Here is a 20,331-nt window from a genome sequence, read left to right as displayed (position 1 = left end):
GCAACGGGCTGGTGCTGTGGGCGGCGCTCGCGGCTAGCTGACGCTGAGGGCGTGGATCGCGTCGGGGGTGAGCGTGCCTTGGTAGGCGCGTACGGCGTCGATGTCTCCGGGGAACCATTCGGTGTTGGTGCCGTTGCGGCGGCTGCGTCCGGCAGTGAAAGAGCCGGTGGCGTTCCAGGGCGTCGCGGTGGTGGTCGCGGTGCCGGCGGCTCGGCCGTTGACGTAGAGAGTCATGGCGCCGGTTGCCGCGTCGTAGACAGCGGCGAGGTGGGTCCAGGTGTTGGCGGGTGATGCAGCCGGTGAGACGGCTTGGCTGGTGGTGGTTGTTGCCTGGTCGGTGTCGGCGCTGACGAATCGCCAGCAGGTACATTGCTGGTTCCATTGGATGGCAAACCGGCCGGTGTTGGTGCCGTCCTGGCCGAGCACGGTGTAGCTGCCGTCGGTGCGTGTGGGTCTGGCCCAGGCGGCGACGGTGAAGGACTGGTCGGTGCGCAGCAGCGTTGGCGCGGTGATGGCGGCGTCTGTGCCGTTGAGCCGTACTGCTCGAAGGTCTCCTTCGCGGTGGCCAGGAGCGGTGTAGGTGGCTGCGCCGACGAGCGTGCCGTGGTTCTGCTCGCGCGTGAAGTCGACGGCCTTGGCGGGGTCGGTGTCGTCGTCGAGTTCCCATCGTGCGACGGGGGTGGGGGCGGCTTCGGTGTCGAGTTCGGCGTCGTTGAGGGTGCGGTGCCAGATTTTCAGGTCGGCGATGTCGCCGGCGAAGCGGCTGGTGTCGCTGCGTCCGATCCAGGTGGGGCCGTCGGGGTCGTTGAACGCGGTGACCTGTTCGGTCCGGCTGTCGGCGGCGCCGCCGACGTAGAGGGTGAGGGTGTTGAGGTCGGCGTTGTAGGTGGCGGCCAGGTGGGTCCAGAGGCCGGTGCGGGCGGGTTCGGTCGCGATGGCTTCGCGCCAGGTGACGGTGCCGCCGGCGGCTGCCGAAGGCATTTGGGCGGCCCAGCGGTCGGTGGACTGCTGGTAGCGCAGGTTCAGGGAGGCGAAGCCGTCGTCGGATTCGCGGGCGTACACGACGCGGTCGCTGGTTTTGTCGGTCAGGCGTACCCAGGTGGAGATCGTGAAACTTTGGACCGTGTTGGTGTTCAGGCCGGTGTCGGCGTAGCTGCCGGTGCCGTCGAAGGTGCCCGCCGTGCGGCGTGGGATGCGGCCTGCGCCCCAGGTCACCTGGTGCAGGGCGGCGTCGTGGGTGGTCTGGTCCGCTCCGGTTCCGTAGCCGGTGTCGACGGCGGTGGCGCCTGCGGCGTCGCCGAACGTCCACACCGCGACCGGGCTAGCGGCGGGGTCGGTGCCGCCGGTCTGGTCCTCGGTGACCCAGTCGTCACCGTCGACTTCGTTGAGGTATTGCTCGGCCAGGGCCTGGTAGTAGGCGTTGTTGGGCACTCGCGGGCTGCTGGTGCTGAGGTATTCGTCGCGCGTGGTGGCGGAGGCGTGGTCGTTGTCGGTGGAGACCGCTTCGGCGAAGTCGACGGGCCCGTCGGTGTTGCTCTGCAGGTTGTTGCTGCCGGCTACGGCCAGGATGTAGTCGTTGACCGCCTTGCGGGCCGCCTCCTGTGTGGCTGTGGCGGCGGTGGTGAACGGTGGCAGCGTCGCCACGTAGATCTTGATCGCCCCGGTTCCGTTCTGGGTCCGGGGGATGCGGGTCGGGTCGTTCGCGTCGTCGGTGGTGAATCGGCGTGCCTGCACGGCGAGCGCGGTCAGTTTGTCGCGGACCGGGCTGGCGCAGGCTTCGGGGGTGGTGGCGGCGCAGGCGAGCAGGTCGCTGGAGCCGGTGGAGATGAGTACGGCTCGCACGTTGCTCTGGTTGAGGATGGCGCGGTCGACGGCGGCGGTGGCGGTATTCGGTTCGCCGGTGGTGGCGGGCAGCCTGGCTTTGCTGGAGCCGAGGTTGAGGACACCGAACGGGACGGTGTTGCCGGTGGCGGGCGCGGCGGCGAGGGCCTCGGCGAGCCGGTTGTCGAGTTGGCTGTGGCCGTCGGCGGTGGCGGTGTCGGCGTTTACCGTCTGGTCACCGAAAAGGACGACCGACCCGGCGGGGTGCGCGGCCGTGGTGGTGACGTCGACGCCGGCCAGGAACGGTGTGCCGAGGATGCTGGATTGGGTGAAGCTGGTGGCGGCTCTCTCTCCGGTGTGGTCGATGTTGTCGGCGGCGCTGACGTAGATGGGGGTGCGTCCGTCCTGGTGGCCGGCCAGCGTGGTCAGGGCGCCGCGGGCCTTGAAGCTGACCAGCACATCGGCCCGGTCGGGAGCGGCCAGCGAGATCGGATCGCTGAGCCGGTCAGTGCCGGCGGGCAGGGTGAGCGCGCGGGCGCCGCTGAAGGTGACCGGGGTTGGGGTGGCTGCGGCTGCGGAGCCGTTGTCACGCAGAGCGAGGGTGACGGCGTCGAAGGTGACCGGGGTTTTGCCCAGGCTGTTGGTCAGCCGGACGCGCATCTGGTGGCCGGCAGCAGTGCCGATGCTGAGCTGGGCGGGGATGCGGACGGTCTGGTTGTTGAGGCCAGCGTCGATGGTGGTGCTGCCGCTGGCCTGTTTGACGGCGGCGGTGTCGTGGGCGGTGGCCCAGCTACCGGTCCAGCGCACCGGGTTGCTGCTGCCGGTGGTGGAGGTGGGCCGGATGCCGAGGCCGAGGATGTGCAGCGACGAGGTGCTGGCCGAAACCTCATTCGAGATCAGCGGCAGGGTAATGCTGGTGACCGGTACGCCGGGGCAGAGCAGGGGCACTGCGATCGCGAAGAGGCTGACCGGCACGTTCTCCTGGGTGGCGTTGCTCTTGTTGCGACGCGGGAAGGTGAGCACCGAATCGCCGGACGAGGTGGAGGCCCAGTCGGTGATCGCGTCGAGTGTGAAGGGCTGACTGGTCAGGTCGCAGCCACTGCCGTAGGCGATGGTGCCGGTCTTACCGGCCGGGATCGCCCCGGTCGCGAATCCGGTCAGGACCACGGCGTTGCCCTCGTTGACCACGCCGGCAGCGGGGATGGTAACCATCTGACCGGTCGCCAGCATGTTGTCGCGCACGCCGGTTCCGTAGGCCCCGGGCAGGGTGATCGCGGCGCCGTTGACGGTGACGGTGCTGCCGGGGGTCCAGCCGGCGGCACGCAGGCCGGCGGCGTCCAGGCTGGTGCCGTTGCCGGTGGCGTCGGCCGGGGTGACGGTGGGAGTGGTGCCGGCGGTGTAGGTACTGATCGCGGTGTTGTTGAAGCAGGTGGTGGTGTTGTTGATCGGGCAGGTCATCCTCGGGGCGAGGCGGAAGGCGTCGATGCCGGCCTGGAAGCCGGTCGACGCAGCGTTCTTGCCGGTGATGTCGAGGGTGATGCTGTGCAGCCCAGCAGCAAGCTCGCGTGGTGTCTTGGACGCGTCCTCAACGATGCCGAAGTTGAGATACTTGGTCAGCACCGTGGTGCTGTACGCGTCGATGCCCGCGCCGGCGCCCTTGTCGAGCCTGGTGGCGTTCGCGGTGCCTTTGTCCAAGGTCAGCGTGAAGGTGCCGTAGTCCTGGGCGGTGGTGAGGTTGGCGCCGATCTCCCAGGGGCCGGTGGTGGGCAGGTTGATGTAGAAGGTGGCGCTGTCACCGTTGGCGACCTTGCTGGTGGTCGACAGGTTGGCCAGCATGGCTTGCTGGCCACTGATGTAGTAGCGGCCGGGCCGGGACACCTGGGCGGTGAGGGCGCCGGTTCGGCTGGTGGTGGTCGCGGCCGGGACGACGGTGGTGCTGCCGTCGCCGTTGGTGGCGGTCCAGCCGCTGATCAGCTTGTCGCCGGTGGCGTAGATCGGGGTGCTGTTGCCGGCGTAGAAGGAGTAGATGGTCTGGGTGGAGGTTGATCCGGCCCGGTCGATGGCTTTCGCGGCAACCTTGTGCTGACCGGAGGTGGCGGGCGCGAAGGTGACCCCGGCGAAGCCGTTGAGCACGAAGTCCGAGGCGGGCGCTGTCCCAGCGGCGTTGTCGGCGGTGGCGCGGTAGATCAGGCCGGGCTGGATCACGGTGGTGCTGGTCCAGGGTTTGATGTTCGGGCTGGCCGCGGTGACGCTGCTGAGGTCGCCGTCGAGGGTGAACAGGTAGGCGCTGACGTTGTTGGTCTTGTCGTTGACCAGTTCGAAGACGCCGCGGTCGGTGTACCCGCTACCGAGCTGATCGGGCGGGAACTGGGTCGACTTGATGCCCGGCGGGTTGGGCTTGCTGGTGTCGACGGTGAACGCCTGAGTGGCCGACCAGACACCGCCCCAGACTCCGGAGGCGTTCTTGATGGCCGCCTTCCAGGTGTAGGGCCCGTCCGGCAGCCCGGAGTTCACCGTCCAGGGACTACCGTTGAGGTTGTAGCCACTGGCCGGTCCGTAGCCGGACAGGATCTTGGTGCCAGCGGCGTTGAACACCTGGTAGGCGATCTGCACGTTCTCCTGCAGTCCGTTGGCCTTGGGGGTGAAGCCTTGCGCGGACAGCGTCGGGGTGTGGGTGGTGGTCAGCAGCACTCCGTTGTCGACGATCGCCGGGGTCAGCCGCGGATTCCCGGTGCCGTTGAGGAATTGTGGTTTGTAGCTGTAGGTGACTGAGAGGGTGGCGCCGCCGCCGAAGCCGAGCTGCTTCCACGAGAACTTGTCGTTCTCGTCCTTGGCCTGCACGACGAAGGTGGCGTTGCTCATCTGGCTGGCTGATGCGGCCTTGATGTAGCTGAGCACGTTGAAGTTCAGGCTGGCCGGGCTGACCCGTTCCTTCGAGGTGTTGCAGTCCACCTGCCGGCCGTTGACGGAAGCTAGCAACGCGCTGCGCTTGGCCGGCTGCTTTCCCCAGTTCAGCGCCGACGAGTTCCAGGCGCTGGGCCGGGCGGTGGCGTACACGTCCGCGGGGGTGGCGCTGCACGAGGCGGCGTGCCGCTGGACCACGTACAGGCTGGCCGCGAAGATGTCCGCGCCTTTGATGCCGGAGGTGTTCATCTGGTAGTAGGTGCGGGCCGTTTCCCCGGCGCCGCCGTCGGCGGGCCAGTCGTCCAGGCCGATCCGGGCGCTGGTCGCACCGGTCTTGGACGTGGAGTTGTACTCATTCCAGCCATTTGACGAGATGCGCGCCCAGTTCAGCTGCGACGGCGACGGTGAACCGGACCAGACCGGGTCCACGTACACCGGGAAGGTCGTCGACGGGCCGGTCAGCAGATCCTGGTCCAGGGTCAGCTGCTGCTTGCCGTCCTCGATGTCAATCTTCACCTCGGCGACGTTGCGCCCCAGCTGCTGCGCACCCGGCGCCTCGTCGGCCGGCCGTGCCCCGTCGGACTTCCGCGCCGCGGCCCGCGGGGTGCTGTCCCACATGAGCGCGGTATCGGTGTGGAAGACCTGCCCGCCGCCTGCGACGTCGACGGCCTCGGCGCCGCCCTGCTCCGTCTCCGCGAGGCGCACGTTGCGACCGGTCAGCCCGAAGTCGACGGTCCGCAATGCCGGGTTGGCGGCCGCCTCCCGGGTCTTGACCACCAGGACCGACGAATAGCCGGTCGGGTCCGCCGTGATCTGCAGATCGACGCCGGAGTAGACCTCCCGGTAGGTGGCGGTGTCACCGGCGACGTCCGGGGCGGGCAGCGCCTGCGGCCAGGTGAACGAGATCTGCCGGCTGCCTTCGGTCATCGTCAGCAGGCGTGTGGAGCGGTCGGCGGCGATCACCAGCCCGGCCGTCGCGGCGCGGGGTGTGTAGCTGCCGTCGCTCTGCCGGGCCAGCGTCGTGTCGATCGGCGCCCAGGTTCCGTCTCGTCTCGCCCGCTGCGGGCTCGAGGAATGGGCGGTGGTGAGCGTGCCGTCCGGGTTGACCGAGGTCGTCGAGTACTCGTCGGTCAGCCGGTCCACCGGAACCGGCCGGCTCTCGGCGCGAGCCTTGGTGACCGCTGCCGCTACGGGGTCGGCCGGTGGCTCGGCACGCTTGCCGGCCAAGCCTGGAGTCGCAGCCATAGCCGACTGCGCCGGGACGGCGACAGCCAGCGTTCCGCCGGCCAGCGCAGCAATCACGGTCATGGTCCACGAAAGACAACGCTGGGACGGCGCGAGCGACACCATGATGCCTCGGGACTCCTTCATGGGGGCATCGCATCACCACCGACGCGACCGGGTCGTCATTGTCATCCGCTGCGAGCGATGAGATCGACCCTCATGATGCCGAAAGCGGAGAGTGTGGTTTCAATCACAGAGAGGAATCTCGGCTTCAAAAGTCCATTACGGAGCAAACTCGGACAGCGCGAGAGCCACTGTGGACCGTAACCTGAGCGCGCCGCGCTGGAGATCGTCCGGCATGGATCTGTCGCGGTGCGGTACACACGGAGAAGGCGGGAGCTCATGCTGTCCACCATCGTTGGCAGGAAAAGGATGCAGAGCCGAAGGCGGCGTCTCACCGCAGTCGCGATCACCGCTCTCCTGGTGGCTACCAGCCTCACCGTCGGGCAGCCAGCCACCGCGGCACCGGCTACGCCGGGCATCCCGGCGCCGCCGACGACTCCGCCGATGAAGCTGTCCCCGCCGCGCAAACCAGCGAAGGTCACACCGCTGCCCGCGTACCCGACGTTCACGCCCGGCGGCAGCGCGGCCCTGCCCGGAGCCCAGCAGGTAACGGTGAGTCTGCCCGTGGCCGGCAAGGCCGACGGCCGCGAGGCCGACGCCGCCCCCGTACGAGCCGGCAAGACGCCGATCTCGGTCTCGAGACCACGCATCGGCGCCGCGCCACAGCAGGTGCGCGTGGCCACGACCGACCAGAACACCGCCCAGGCCGCCGGAATCCGGGGCGTGCTGTTCAGCGTGACCGCCACCGCTGGCACCGGCAGCGTCGGCGTGCAGGTCGACGCCGCGACCTTCCGCCACGCCTACGGCGGTGACTACGCATCCCGCCTGCACCTCGTGCAGATGCCCGCCTGCGTCTTGACGACACCGCAGCTGTCCGACTGTCAGACCCAGACCCCGCTGCCCACCGCGGCGACGGCGCCGCTCACCGCGACAGTTCCGGTATCCGCCGCGGGCCAGGGCGCGACGGTGATCGCGGCGACGTCGACAACCGACGGGTCAGACGGTGACTACAAGGCGACCAGCTTGTCGCCGGGGGGAACCTGGTCAGCTGGCGGTAACACCGGAGCGTTCACCTACAGCTACCCGATCGCGGTGCCGCCGCCGATCGCCGGCGTTGCCCCGGCCGTCTCGCTCAGCTACGACTCGACCACCCAGGACGCGCGGACCGCCGGCACCAACAATCAGTCGTCATGGATCGGCGACGGCTGGAGTTCCACCGAGAACTTCATCGAACGCTCCTACCAGTCGTGCAGCGAGGTCGACGGCTCCGGCGCGCCGCAGGGCAGCGGCGACCTGTGCTGGTACGGCCAGATCCTGACCTTGTCGCTGAACGGGCAGTCCACGCCGATCGTCTACGACGACGACACCAACACCTTCCGGCCGGCCGACGACGACTCCACCACCAAGATCGAAAGCCTGACCGGGGCCGAGAACAACACCAGGAACAAGGAGTACTTCCGGGTCACCGAGAACGGGGTGCAGTACTACTTCGGCCTGAACCGGCTGCCCGGCTGGACCGACCAGAAGACCACCGACTCCGTCTACACCGTGCCCGTTTACCAGGCTCACGACGGCGGCGTCGACGACTGCCCGGACGGCGCGTTCGCTGTCACCGCCTGCACTCTTGGCTACCGGTTCAACCTCGACTACGTCGTCGACCTCAACGGCAACGCGATGGCCTACTACTACCAGCCCGAAGCCGGCTTCTACGGTGCCAACGCCAAGGGTGACGCGGCGCCGTACACCCGCGGCGGCTATCTCTACCGCATCGACTACGGCCTCACCCCGTCGACGATCTACAGCGCCACCGCCCCGGCGCAGGTGCTCTTCAACACCACCGAACGGTGCATCAAGGACGCACCGGCCGGTAACGACTGCGCCGAGGACCAGTTCACCGTCACACATCCGGAGTACTGGCCGGACACCCCGATCGACCTGAACTGCGCTCGCACCGCGACCAACTGCCAGAACCATGGACCGAGTTTCTGGTCCCGCAAGCGGCTGGCCTCGATCACCACCCAGATCCAGTCGGGTGGCACCACCAAGCTCGTCGACCGCTACGAGTTGACCCAGACCTTCCCCGACGGCGGCGACCACCCGCCCACCCTGTGGCTCGACAGCATTCAGCGCACCGGACTGTCCCGCCTCGGCGAAGCCGGCGCGGACCTGGAGCTGCCCGCAGTGAGGTTCAATCCCGAACAGCTGCCCAACCGGGTCGACGTCAATATCAACTCGCCGATGTACCACAACAGGATCAAGAACATCATCACCGAGTACGGTGCGGAGACAACCGTCGACTACGAAGCGCCGGCCTGCCCGAACCTGCCGGCAAGTGATCCGGACGACGACAAGGACACCCGGGCGCAGCGGTTCGCCTCGACCAACACCACCGGTTGCCAGCCGATCTACTGGACTCCGGTCGGCCAGCCCCGTCCGATGATCGACTGGTTCCACACCTACCGGGTCAAGCGGGTCACCACCCTCGACCGCCACAACCGCTACGCCGACGGCAGCCCCGTCACCCTCATCACCGAGTACGGCTACCCGGGCGAGCCCGGCTGGCACTACGACGACAACGAGCTTGTGAAGAAGAAATACCGCACGTGGGGTCAGTTCCGCGGCTACTCCGAGGTCGACGTCACCACCGGCGACCCGGCGGTGTTCCACAAGACCGACGGCGTCAACACCCACGACCAGAAGACGCTGACCAGGACCATCTACTTCCGCGGCATGAACGGTGACACCCTGCCCGACGGCCGCAGTCGCGTCGCCGAGCCGCTCGTCAGCGGAGACCAGCAGGTCACGGTAGCCGACCATAACTCCTACGCGGGACGGGAGTTCGAGACACTCACCTACAACGGTGTGGGCGGAACCGTCGACACCGCCACCGTCACCGTGCCGACCATCATCGGCCCCACCGCCAGCCGCAGCCGCACCGGCATGCCGGCGCAAACCGCGCAGATGGTCCGCACCATCAAGTCACTCACCCGGCAGAAGGCGTCCTACGGGTGGCGCCGCACCGAGACCGGCACCTTCTACAACACCACCCTCGGACAGACCACCACCGGCATGACAACACAGGTCGCCGACCGCGGCGAGACCAGCGCCGCCGGCAACATCACCCAGTGCATGTTCACCCGCTACCTCGACGGCGCCGCCACCACCCTCGTCGTCCCGGCCGAAAGCATCACCACCGACCAGGACTGCCCCAACGCCGGCGCGACCCCCTCCGGCAACCTGGTCTCGCACACCCGCACGTCGTACGACGGCAACGCTTTCGCGGTCAACGGCCAGACCTCACCGGCCCGGCCCAGCAAGGGCAACCCAACCCTGGTTCAGCAGGCTTCAAGCGCGTCCGGAGCCACCGGCGGCGGCTTCATCGACATGGCCGCGACGACCTACGACAACTACGGCCGCGCGATAACCACCACGCGTACGCCGCACTCGACCACACCCGCCGGTGGCACCACCACGGCCAGCCTCGCCCAGAAGACCTACACCAGATACACACCGGCCGCCGGCGCCTTGCCACAGCGAATCGACACGGTCACCCAGGCCGCTGCCGGGGTGAACTGCTCCGCAGTCACTGTCTCGTCCAAGGACTGCCACCTCTCCTCGGTCGATATGGAACAGGCCCGACAACTACCCATCTCCAAGGTCGACGCTGCCGGTCAAAAGACCTCTCTCACCTACGACGCGCTCGGCCGGCTCACCGCCGTGTGGCTACCGAACAAGAACAAGACCACCGGTGCCGAGGCCAACCTCATCTATACCTACAAGATCTCGGCCGACAGCCCCAACGTCGTCACCACCAAAACCCTGCTCGAACGACCGAAGGATGCGACAAACCCTCTCTACGCGACCAGCAAAACACTCTTCGATGCTCTGCTGCGTCCACTCGAGACGCAGACCGACGGCGAGAACGACACCACCAAGGTCACCAACGCCCAGTACGACTCACACGGCCGCACCGTCATCACCAACAATGCCTACGCCGTTACCGGGGCGCCGGCGGACCAGCTCTACTCCGACCGAATCTCCCAGGTCGACCTGCCGTCGAACACCGTCACCGACTACGACGCCGCCGGCCGCGCCACCCAGGTCACCGAGCAGCACAACTACCGGCAGACGTGGTTCACTCGCACCGCCTACACCGGCGACACCACTACCGTCATTCCTCCCACAGGTGGCGTCGCCACCACCAGCAGCACCAACGCCCGCGGTCAGCTCACCCGCCTGCAGCAATACACCACCCAGCCAGCCCTCACCGGCAACCGGACGAGCGGATTCATCGCCAGCGGCGGCAGCAGCCAGGACATCACCTACCAGTACAACGCCGCGGGACAGCACACCGTCACCACCGGCCCAGCCGGCGACAACGGCGCCCCCGGCACCCGATGGGTCGATGACTACGACCTCAGGGGCCGAATCACCAGCCACGTCGACCCCGACACCGGCACCAGCCTCACGACCTACGACGACGCGGGCAACGTCACCTCGACCCGCGACGCCCGCGGCAACTGGAATGACTTCACCTACGACCTGCTCGGCCGAAAACTCACGGCCACCGACCGCGGCCAGGATTTCAAGATCGCGTCCTGGACCTACGACACCCTGCGCATCGGCAAGCTCACCGCCGCGACCCGCTGGGTCAACGGCGTCACCGGCGGATACACGGTCGCCGTCACCGGCTACTCGATCCTCGGCAAACCCCTCGGGCAGCGGCTCTCCCTGCCCACCGTGGAACGTCCCCTGCCGGTGCAGTACGAGACATCCTTCGCGTACACCCCCAACACCGAACTGCTATCCGCCCAGACCGAACCCACGGTCGGCAACCTGAGCGGCGAGAAGATCGACTACCGCTACACCAAGCTCGGGTCGCCTGTCAGCGCCTCCGGAGCTCAGGCCTACGTCACCGCCACCACCTACGACCCGATCGGCCTTCCGTCGCTGGTCACCATGGGCTCGACCGGGCAGGTAGCGAAGGTCGGCTACACCTACGACGCCCAAACCCGGCGGATGCAGACCCGCACCCTGAGCCGGGAAAAGGGCATCGGCCCCGAGGTCGACAAGACCAGCTACACCTACGACCAGGCTGGCAACCCGCTGTCGATCACCAACGAGCAGTCCGAGACTGGCAACACTGTCGCCGATGCCCAGTGCTACCGGTACAACACCCTCGCCCGGCTCACCCAGGCCTGGACCTCCGCCAGCGCATGCCCCGACCCCGCGACCGTCCAGCCACCGCCTGGGTCGCTGGCCTCGGGACCAGGTTCCTACTGGCAGAGCCTCGCCTACGACAAGACCGGCAACCGCACCCAGCTCATCGAGCACTCGACAACCGGCGGGGCCGACACCACCACCTCATACATCCACGGCTGCCAGGTCAACTGCGCCAGCACCGGCGTCCAGCCGGACACGCTAACCGCCACCACCGGCGGATCAAAACCCAGCACCTTTCGATATAACGCCACCGGCCAACTCGTCGCCCGCACCCCTGCCGACGGAAGCCCCGGCCAAGCCCTCACTTGGAATCGCGAAGGCCGCTTGGACGAAGTAGCCACCACCGGCGCCAACCCGCAATCCACCACCTACCTCTACGACGCCGACGGCAACCAGCTGATCCGTCGTGAGCCCGGCCGCACCACCCTGTTCGCCGGTAACACCCAGATCGTCGTCGACACCACCACCACGCCCAAGACGATCCTCGGCGCCTCTCGAACCATCACCCACGCCGGCGGCGCCGCCGCGATCCGATCCACCCTCCCCGACGCCGGCAACCACTACCTGCTCAGCGACCCGCACGGCACCTCGACCGTCGCGATGGACACCACCACTCAGGCCCTGGCCCGCCAGCAGTTCAAGCCCTACGGCGAACCGCGTACCACCGCCAACCCCACCATCTGGCCAGACCCCGTACGCGGCTACCTCGGCGCCCCCAAAGACACCACCACCGGCTACACCAACCTCGGAGCCCGCAAATACGACCCCACCCTCGGCCGCTTCATCAGCGCCGACCCACTCCTGCAAACCACCGACCCCAACCAACTCGGCGGCTACACCTACGCCGGCAACAACCCCATCACCCTCTCCGACCCCAGCGGCCTCGCCGGCAAAGACCCCCGCTACAACGACGAACGAAAAGCTATGCAAAAGCTGCCGGACTACGGCAGTCCTCACAAGAGATCGACCAGCCACGGCTCCTCGAACTCAAGGCGCGACATCCAGGTCAACAATGATTTGGAAAAAGCAATCACCAGCGACATAGAAAACACGGCCGCCGGGACCGTGGAACAGGCCCGTGACAACATTCAATGCGCCACATCGTTCCAGGGCTGGGAAAGTTGCAAAAGACTGGCCGCGACCGGCGTGGAGCAGCTCAAGTTCGTCAGGGATATCAGTCAGTGCAGCTTTCTCAACATAGCGCTCGACGATCCTGGAGGCGGTTGCGGCCGGGCCACCAAAACGATCGGATGCACCGCCGACGCGTCCGCGGAAGCGTGCGCGGGCCACATCATCTTCTTCGTAGGATCGATAGTCGCAAGCGAGGGCCTCGGCCGTCTTCTGACCAAAGCTCCAAAATTGCCGGCCTGCCACAGCTTCGCCGCATCCACGCCAGTACTGATGGCCGACGGGACAGCCAAGCCGATATCTCAGGTCGAGGTAGGCGACCGAGTCTTGGCCACCGACCCTCGGACTGGCGAAACCACCGAGCGCCGAGTCAACCGGCTCTTCACAAACGATGACGTCTACCTCACCGACCTGACCATTGTCACCAACGACGGCGTAGTAACGGTGCACACCACCCAGCACCATCCCTTCTGGAGTCTCACACGCCGCAAGTGGGTCCCCGCTGGCCAACTCAAGGCCGGCGAACACCTGAAAACCACCGGCCGAGGGCGGGCTGCCGCGGCAACAGTTCGGAACTTCGGTCGCCCCGCGAAGATGTACGACCTCACCGTCGACACCGTCCACACGTACTATGTACTCGCCGGCAACACCCCCGTACTCGTGCACAACTGCGGAGGAGGCGCTCCGCGCTCGGTGGATGGCAAGTTCGCTAAACGTAATGGTGAGCCGGGACGCGATGGTGCTGCCGACGAGGTAACAGCCTGGGAGCATCTTGAAATGGACGGTGCCATCGTCCATCGTGGGGAAACAGGGGTGTCGGTTCGAGGCGTTGGTGTGAGGAAGTATGACGGGACCGTACAAATTGACGGCCAGTGGTACGGAATAGAAACGAAGGGTGGATCTGCAAAGCGGAGCCCTTCTCAGCGGGCATTCGATAGCTGGTTGAATACACCGGGGAACACTGTGGCGACCAAGGATGGCCGTACATTGGTTGGCGTGTTCGACGTATGGATCGATCGGTAGTATGAGGCGGCGTGCCTGCTAAGAGGCGTGTCAAGCGTCGATGAGGAGATACGGTGAGCTTCGATCTAGGTTTCTGGCACGAGGATGAGCAGTCCACCCCTGATCGCGCCGCGGAGATCTATGACCGCGTCACTGACGGCGAGGATGGTGTTGTGCCAGCGGTGCCCGCAATCGATGAGTTTTTTGCCGAGGTAGTCGCAGCGTTTGGTGATCTAACGGAGGAGAACATCGAGGAATCTCCGTGGACGTCCCCGCTGTACAGGACTCCCGAGTGTGTCATCGCAAACCTCGCCTATTCGCGGAGTGAAGAGGTCGCGCCAGTGTTGCGAAGGTTGGCGAGCAGGCACAGACTCACGACGTACAATCCGCAGAATCGAGAGGTGCATCCGCCATCGGATTCGTGACGGATAGTGACGGTGGGATCCTAATGTGCGTAGGTGGATGCCTACGTACGCCCTCGTTGCCGTCACGGTTGGCGTGATGACTGGCACCCATAACCACGCAGGTCTCGAGAATCATCACGCAGTGCTTGACGTGTGGGCGAAGCACAACGTGCCGAACTACAAGAGCCGCGCAGCGTCAAGCACGACGGTCGCGCCCACGCCAGCCGAACATGCTGCGACAAAGTCCGTCTATCGTGACTGGCTACAAGCCCACGGCCCCGGCGTTGTTCTTCTATGTCTAGTTTGATCATGGTTTGTTAGATGCCGTAGACGGCGAAGGTGTCGGCGCGGTCGTGTAGATCGCGGCGGGCGTGGGCGATGTTGGCGCGGGCGGCGAGGCGGAAGGTGTTCAGGGCCAAGTTGCGGAAGGCAGCCAGGTTGCGTGGAGCCGCACCGGTCCTGAGCTGGGAATCGTCTTCGTGAAAGGCCACGTCGCGAGTCCAGTGGAGGCCGTTTTCCACTGCCCAGTGACCTCTGGCATAGGCGTTGAGGTGCTCAGGTCCGGCTTGGTCGGCGGTGATGCTGACGATGCCGTGGATGATTTCCTTGCTGGTGCGCACGCCGTCCAGGCCGCCGGTGTCGCGGCGTCGCCGGAACACTTGCCGGGCCCCGGGGAACAACGTGTCGTCACAGGCTGCGACACGTATCGTCCGGTGTTCGGTGCGTCCGTGCCCCCGATCGTCGGTGGTGTTCATGCGGTCGGTGAGCGCGGTGTCGGTACCGGACAGCAGTGCCTGCGCGGCTTGCAGGGCGAGTGGTTGATTGCCCTTCAAGACCAGCAGGTAGTGAGCTTGTAGCTCTCCGGTGATCAGCCGCGCGGTCTTCTTCGTGGTGTGCAGAGCGTCGAGAGTCAGCAGCATGCCGACCACGTCCAGTGGTGCGAGCAGGTCGGCGATCACCGTGTTCTCGCCGCGTTTGTCCGGCACTTGACGCTGCCCCAGGATCACTGCGTGTTGGTGCGTGACCGCGGCGACCAGGAACACCTGACCGGTCTGCGTGCGGGTGCCGTGCAGCGGTTTCCCGTCGATCGCGGCGGCCGGGAGCAGACCGGCCGGCGTCGGGTGGGTCAGAGCCCGCGTTTTGGCGCGGTGTTGTTCACGCTCAACCGGCTCGTCATCGGCGCAGGCGATCACCGGTCGCGGTGCGTCACCGGTGACCACCTCGGCGGCGTAGCCGCAGGTCGCCGCGTCCAATGCATCACCGTCCACGCTGGCCAGGACCCGCCGGAACGTCCGTTCGCTGGGCACCACATACCGGCCGGTCAGCGGGTTACGTCGGGCACCGAGACGGCCCAAGACATCCTGCGGGGTCCGCGCGGCCCACTGCCGGATCCCGGTCACACCGTCGTTTCCCGCGACCAAAGTGGCGCAGGCAGTCAGGATCAGGATCAGGATCACGACGAGGGGATGCCGCAACCCTCGCAACCGGCGCGGGTCCGGCACCTGCCGCAACCGCTGCAGCAGCGACGATGCCACCGCCAACGGATCGGCCGCTGTAGGGCCGGCCGAGAGTTCGGCCTCCCATAGGGCCAGATCAGCGAGTTGGTCAACAACGGGGTCGATCAGGGAAGATAGCCCGGGGGGCCCGGGGGGTGCCGTGATGGGATCGGCGTCCCAGTTTCCGTGCGTGTGTTGTGGGCATCTAGTCCTTGAGGAACCGCCAGGTTCGCACCAAATTTGCCCAGTTTGTGATTGGGAAGACGATCTTGTGCAGCTTCGCTGGCCGACCCTGGGTAGTGGCGCCAACAAGGATTCCCTTGTTGAATCACAGCGCAAATTTGATCAACCTGTTCGACGTGGACTCGAAGGTAGGCTCAAGGAACTTGGTTTCCGGCCGGTTGACTTGGAGACGGATAATTTCGAGAACCTAAACGACCAAGCAACTCCGTGGCCGCAGGATGGAACCGTCCTTTTTTTGGTGGAGGCCAACCTACTGGCGGCGGGATTCGAGGCGCCGATTGATGACGGAGTAGCCGTACGGCGCATGCAATTGATGTGATGGTTCGCATTATGGGCGTGCTGTTGCGGTGCGTTGTCGCTCGGCATCACAGTGTTTCGGCGGGCATGGTTGGTCGTCTGGGTTGCTGTCACGGTTGCTGTCAACTGTCTGGCATGCATGCAAATGTATCGATGCAATGTCGGCCGGGCTCATTCCGCCTTAGGCTTGCGTGGCCTATCGCGCAACGGTGGGCGCCGACCGCCAGCGCCACCATCGGTGACTGTCCTGTTAAGCGACCATCACGGGGCGCCTGTGTCACGGCAGGTGTGTAGCTGGCTACGTGGGCGTTCTGGTGGACGGTCCGCTTCGGTGGGCGTGCGTGCGCGGCCGTAGGCCAGGAGCGCGTACGCGAGGCCCGGCCGTAGGTCGGGCCTTCTTGATCCTGTATAGCTTTTCTTAGCCAATCGGTCGCCTCGGCTACGCCGAGTTGCTCCCTGCTGCGTCTACTTGCTCGGCGTGCGGGCGCGGCGCGGCTTCGCGGGTTCGAGTGCTGGGGCCTGGGGTGCGGCTGGCGTGCGTGTGTTGGCCCCGTACTTGGCGATGTCGTCGGCGAGGTCTTGGTGTGCCGCCTTGAGGTCCGCGAGCTCGTGAGTGGCGGCGTTCATGCCGTGGAGGTCTTTGGCCATCATGGCGTCGACGATGCGGCCGGCGATCTCGTTCTGTTTCAGCAGGAAATGGGCCACGTGCCGGTTGAGGTCGGGGTCGTCGGCCATGGTGGCGGTGCCGCCACGGGCAGGTTGGGCTGACCTTCGGTACGGATGGCTACTCCGTAGGTTGGCCGACCTATCCGGTGCCATTATTGGCCTGCCAGAGGTTGCGTCGTAGGCTAAATGACCTGGCTTAGCGGCTCGGGTGATCGTCGGCATTGCTACCGATTTCAGTGAGTGTTCGATCGCAGGACCGTGATCAGCCCGTCCGGGAGTCCGCCGGGATGGTCGTCGTTGACGACGACGTTGAAGTTGTTGTCGCCGGTGTCGTGGCGGGCCAGGTCGATGACCTCGGCGACCTCACCTGTGCCCTCATCTAAGGCGCGGTCGGCTGCCGCTTCTTCGAGTGGAACGGCGGCGGCGGTGTTTCGCCGCGGTCCAGCGCGTCGAGGGTGCGGCGGACCCAGTCGAGCTGGTCGATGCCCGCGTGTTCGACCGCCCGGCGAGCTCAAGCATATGCCGCTGAGCTGCGGAAACGCGCTTTGGGGGAGAGTTGCACACCCACGACCTCCTTCGTCGCGCTTCTCCGCGCTGGCGCCGCAAGGCCAGGTGACCGCCGACGGGTCAACCCGAGGTGTAAAGATCGGCCTGTGTCCTTGATCGGCAGAACGCGGGAGCTCGCCGCGGTGCGTCGGCTGCTCGACGACGTCGCGGCGGGCATCAGCGGCCACCTGACCGTGAGTGGCCCGCCAAAGTCGGGCAAGACCGCGATCGCCGACGCGGCAGTGCGTGAGGCTCGAGGGCGCGGCCTGCGGGTCAACCGGGCCTTCGGCCGGCCTGCCTGGGACGACCACGGTGATGGCGACGGCCCCCGCTTGCTTGTTTGCGACGATCTTGATTGGAGTGGCGCGGACGTCGTCGCCGAGTTACGGCAACGCTCGTCGCAGCTGTCATCCAGTCCCACCGCGGTACTGGTCACTGTCACCGGGCAGCCGCCGGGCCACGCCGTGGACCTGAGGTTGGCACCGCTGACTCCGGCCGAGCTGACCACACTCGTATCGGGCCTGCCGCCGGACGCGATCCACGCACTGTGGCTGGCGTCCGCGGGCTGGCCGGGGACAGCACTCGAACTCGCCGCGCAGGTGACTGACCCGGAAACGAACGACACCCTGGTCGAACTGGCGCTCACCACCGCGTCGCGAGCCCAGTTCCTCGACCGTGACGTGGCGTTGGTCCGGCTCCTGGAGGAGGCGGCGGCGCGCCCCCTGCCATCTATGGTCAGGGCTCGGGTACTTGCCCGCCTCGCCCGCGAGTTGCTCGGCGACCAGTCCACGACCGGCCGGCGCCGGGCTCTGATCGACGAGGCCACCGCGCTGGCACGGGCCGCCGGCGACCCGGGTGTGACCGCCGAGGTCCTCGATTGCCGTCTGCATGCGCTCTGGGACCCGGCGGCTGCCGCTGAACGTCTCACCGTCGCTTCGCAAATCGTCGGCTGCGCCCGCGCCGCCGGCGATGCCGCAACAGAGCGCCGGGGCACGTTCTGGCGGTTCATCGCGCTCACCGAGCAAGGCGAGCTCGATGCCGCCGAGGCGGCGCTCGCTGCCTACGGCAGAGCCGGCGAGCTGGACGGCGATCCGGAAGCCGGAGTCGTCGTCCTGGCGCGGCAGGCCGTACTCGCCATCGTTCGCGGCCGCTTCGCGTTGGCCGAATCGCTGACCCGCGAGGTCGCCGAGCAGGGCCGCCGGATCGGGCTCGTCGACACAGATCGCCTCACGGCGACGCTGACCGGGTGGCTTGCCCTGCTGCGCGGCACGGGCGCTGACCACATCCCACCGCTGATGGAAATGGCGCGACGCTTCCCCGGGCAGTTCTATGAGGCGACCGCGGCGCGAGCGATGGCCGAGACGGGACAGGTTGCCGAGGCGCTGCTGGAACTCGACCGGCTGCTGCCCGCGGTGCTGGCCGGCGACGGTCCTCGCTGGCTGGGAGCCGCCGCGGACCTGGCGCTGGTGGCCTCGCTCGGCGCCGCCGAGCCCTCGACGCGGGCGCTTTACCAGGCCCTCGAACCGTACGCCGGCCGCCTGGTCGTCTGGGGCGGCGCCAACATGATCGTCGGGCCGGTCGACGAGTACCTCGGCCGGCTGGCGGTACGCCAGGGACTCCTGGACGTCGCCGCTGGTCATTTCGATCGGGCCGCCGAGACCGCCGAACGGCTGGGTGCACTGCCGTGGCTGGCCTCGATCCTGGCCGCTCGTGGCCGGCCTGGCGACGCCGACCGGGCGCGCGACATCACTCGACGCCTGGGCCTCGGCTCGCCAACCACCGAGGAGTGGATCTTGCGCCGGGACGGTACGGATTGGCAGCTGGAGGCTGACGCCGAAACTGTACGAGTCCGCGACAGCCTCGGCATGCGGCACCTGCGCGCGTTGCTGGCGGCTGCGGGACGCGAGATCACCGCGCTCGATCTGGCCGCCGGCGGTGCCGGACTCCGGGCACCGGCCACCGATCCCGTACTCGACGACACGGGCCGCGCCGCGTTCCGTCATCGGCTCGCCCGGATCGAGGAAGGGCTGGCGGCCGCCGACCGGGCGGGTGACGCCGACCTGGCCGCCCGACTGATCGCGGAACGCTCGGCGCTGGTGCGGGAACTGCGCCACGCCACGGGGCTCGGCGGCCGCATTCGCCAACAGGGCACCGAAGCAGAGCGCGCCCGGGTCAACGTCACGCGTGCGGTCCGTACCGCCCTGCAACGGATCTCGTCGCTCGCGCCGCTGGCCGGCGCGCACCTGCAGGCGTCGATCCGCACCGGCTCCTCGCTGCGCTACCAGGCCGCCGCGGGTGGGCCGGAGCGCTGGCGGCTGTGAAGCGGGCAACGAACAATTCGTACGCTGCGGTGTTACGCCTTTGTGGTTATGACGATTTTCGACCAACTGGCGGGAACCCTGACCGGTGACGCCGACGAGCGTGCTCCGCTCGTACTGCTGCACGGCCTGACCTTCGACCGGCGGCAATGGCAACCGCTGCTGCGCGAATTGGCCACGGTCGACCCGGGGCGCCGGGTTCTCGCTCTCGACCTGCCGGGTCACGGTGAGTCGCGCCATGTCGGCTATCACACCACCACCCTGGCGGACCTGGTCCACGGCGCGGTGACCAGCGCTGGCCTGCGGACTCCGACCGTCGTGGGGCATTCGGCCGGCAGTGTGCTGGCTACGATGTACGCCGCCCGGTTTCCCGCGCGCGAAGTGGTGAACCTCGACCAGCCGCTGACGCTGGGTCCCTTCGGTAATCTGGTACGCCGTTCCGAGCCCGCACTGCGTGGGCCCCGCTGGCGCACGGAGGTGTGGGACCGGCTGCTGGCCGGCATGGGCGTGGCCTCGCTGCCCGCGGAAGGGCGTGAACTGGTGGAGTCCTGCGTACCCCACGCCGACCAGCTCCTTGGTTACTGGGACGACATTCTGCGGAACCCCAACGAAGTCGTCGACGACGCGCGCCGCGCCGAACTGCGCGCGATCGCACAACGTGGCATTGGCTACCACTGGGTGCTGTCGGCCGAGCCGTCTCACCCGTACGACGAATGGATGAGGGTCACCGTCCTGCCCGGCGGGCACTTCCCTCACCTCGTCTACCCGGCGGAACTGGCCGCCCTGCTCGCGGGCGCGCCGACAGCGGTCGTCGGACGCTGATCGCGGGTGTTGCCGACCTCCGGCCGGCCGAGTCGGCCGACGCGGGGCGACCACCCGGAGGTCGTACGGTGTGAGGATCCTTGCGGCATTGGTCATTCCTTCCACTGCCGCCCG

10 protein-coding genes are annotated in these 20,331 nt (G+C 67.3%); 6 read left to right on the top strand and 4 right to left on the bottom strand.

The window, feature by feature from the left end; translation table 11 throughout:
* Positions 1-33 precede the first annotated feature (33 nt).
* Both AB0M54_RS12555 and AB0M54_RS12550 read right to left on the bottom strand, forming a co-directional pair.
* Positions 34-5,952: a LamG-like jellyroll fold domain-containing protein gene (locus AB0M54_RS12555; protein WP_364470704.1), complete on the bottom strand. Its 5,919-nt coding sequence runs from the start codon at positions 5,950-5,952 to the stop codon at positions 34-36.
* Positions 5,953-6,137: 185 nt separating this feature from the next.
* Positions 6,138-6,818, bottom strand: a complete 681-nt coding sequence (locus AB0M54_RS12550; protein ID WP_364470702.1) for a hypothetical protein — start codon at positions 6,816-6,818, stop codon at positions 6,138-6,140.
* Positions 6,819-7,392: 574 nt separating this feature from the next.
* Here AB0M54_RS12550 and AB0M54_RS12545 point away from each other — a divergent pair.
* The 3 genes from AB0M54_RS12545 to AB0M54_RS12535 are packed head-to-tail and all read left to right on the top strand — an operon-like array spanning position 7,393 to position 14,136.
* Complete coding sequence (locus tag AB0M54_RS12545; RefSeq protein WP_364470700.1) at positions 7,393-13,446, top strand: polymorphic toxin-type HINT domain-containing protein; 6,054 nt, start codon at positions 7,393-7,395, stop codon at positions 13,444-13,446.
* Positions 13,447-13,499: 53 nt separating this feature from the next.
* Positions 13,500-13,850, top strand: a complete 351-nt coding sequence (locus AB0M54_RS12540) for a hypothetical protein (protein ID WP_364470698.1) — start codon at positions 13,500-13,502, stop codon at positions 13,848-13,850.
* 37 nt (positions 13,851-13,887) lie between these two features.
* Complete coding sequence (locus tag AB0M54_RS12535) at positions 13,888-14,136, top strand: hypothetical protein (RefSeq protein WP_364470696.1); 249 nt, start codon at positions 13,888-13,890, stop codon at positions 14,134-14,136.
* Between the two features lie 10 nt (positions 14,137-14,146).
* On the opposite strand, the gene AB0M54_RS12530 is transcribed toward AB0M54_RS12535, so the two are convergent.
* On the bottom strand, positions 14,147-15,364 hold the full coding sequence (locus AB0M54_RS12530) for an ISAs1 family transposase (protein WP_364470694.1): 1,218 nt from the start codon (positions 15,362-15,364) through the stop codon (positions 14,147-14,149).
* A 124-nt stretch (positions 15,365-15,488) separates the two neighbouring features.
* Here AB0M54_RS12530 and AB0M54_RS12525 point away from each other — a divergent pair, with 124 nt between their 5' ends.
* Positions 15,489-15,887, top strand: coding sequence for a CPCC family cysteine-rich protein (locus AB0M54_RS12525; protein WP_364470692.1), 399 nt, complete (start codon positions 15,489-15,491; stop codon positions 15,885-15,887).
* A 443-nt stretch (positions 15,888-16,330) separates the two neighbouring features.
* Here AB0M54_RS12525 and AB0M54_RS12520 read toward each other — a convergent pair whose 3' ends face one another.
* Entirely contained in the window at positions 16,331-16,600 is a 270-nt protein-coding gene (locus tag AB0M54_RS12520) for a hypothetical protein (RefSeq protein ID WP_364470690.1), read from the bottom strand.
* 584 nt (positions 16,601-17,184) lie between these two features.
* Here AB0M54_RS12520 and AB0M54_RS12515 point away from each other — a divergent pair.
* Positions 17,185-19,398 (top strand): ATP-binding protein, encoded by a 2,214-nt coding sequence (locus tag AB0M54_RS12515; protein WP_364470688.1) that lies wholly within the window; start codon positions 17,185-17,187, stop codon positions 19,396-19,398.
* Between the two features lie 48 nt (positions 19,399-19,446).
* Entirely contained in the window at positions 19,447-20,217 is a 771-nt protein-coding gene (locus AB0M54_RS12510; RefSeq protein WP_364470686.1) for an alpha/beta hydrolase, read from the top strand.
* Positions 20,218-20,331: the final 114 nt, after the last annotated feature.

The organism is Actinoplanes sp. NPDC051470 (genome assembly GCF_040682035.1).
In the GTDB taxonomy this organism is placed as follows: domain Bacteria; phylum Actinomycetota; class Actinomycetes; order Mycobacteriales; family Micromonosporaceae; genus Actinoplanes.
The sequence above is the reverse complement of the archived record's forward strand: the minus strand, read 5'-3'. Positions and strand labels throughout refer to the sequence as shown.

Bases quoted from the DNA above. Each gene is read 5' to 3' on its own strand.
- AB0M54_RS12535 (WP_364470696.1), top strand. From the start codon at position 13,888: ATGCCTACGTACGCCCTCGTTGCCGTCACGGTTGGCGTGATGACTGGC.
- AB0M54_RS12525 (WP_364470692.1), top strand. From the start codon at position 15,489: ATGGGATCGGCGTCCCAGTTTCCGTGCGTGTGTTGTGGGCATCTAGTC.
- AB0M54_RS12520 (WP_364470690.1), bottom strand. From the start codon at position 16,600: ATGGCCGACGACCCCGACCTCAACCGGCACGTGGCCCATTTCCTGCTG.
- AB0M54_RS12510 (WP_364470686.1), top strand. From the start codon at position 19,447: ATGACGATTTTCGACCAACTGGCGGGAACCCTGACCGGTGACGCCGAC.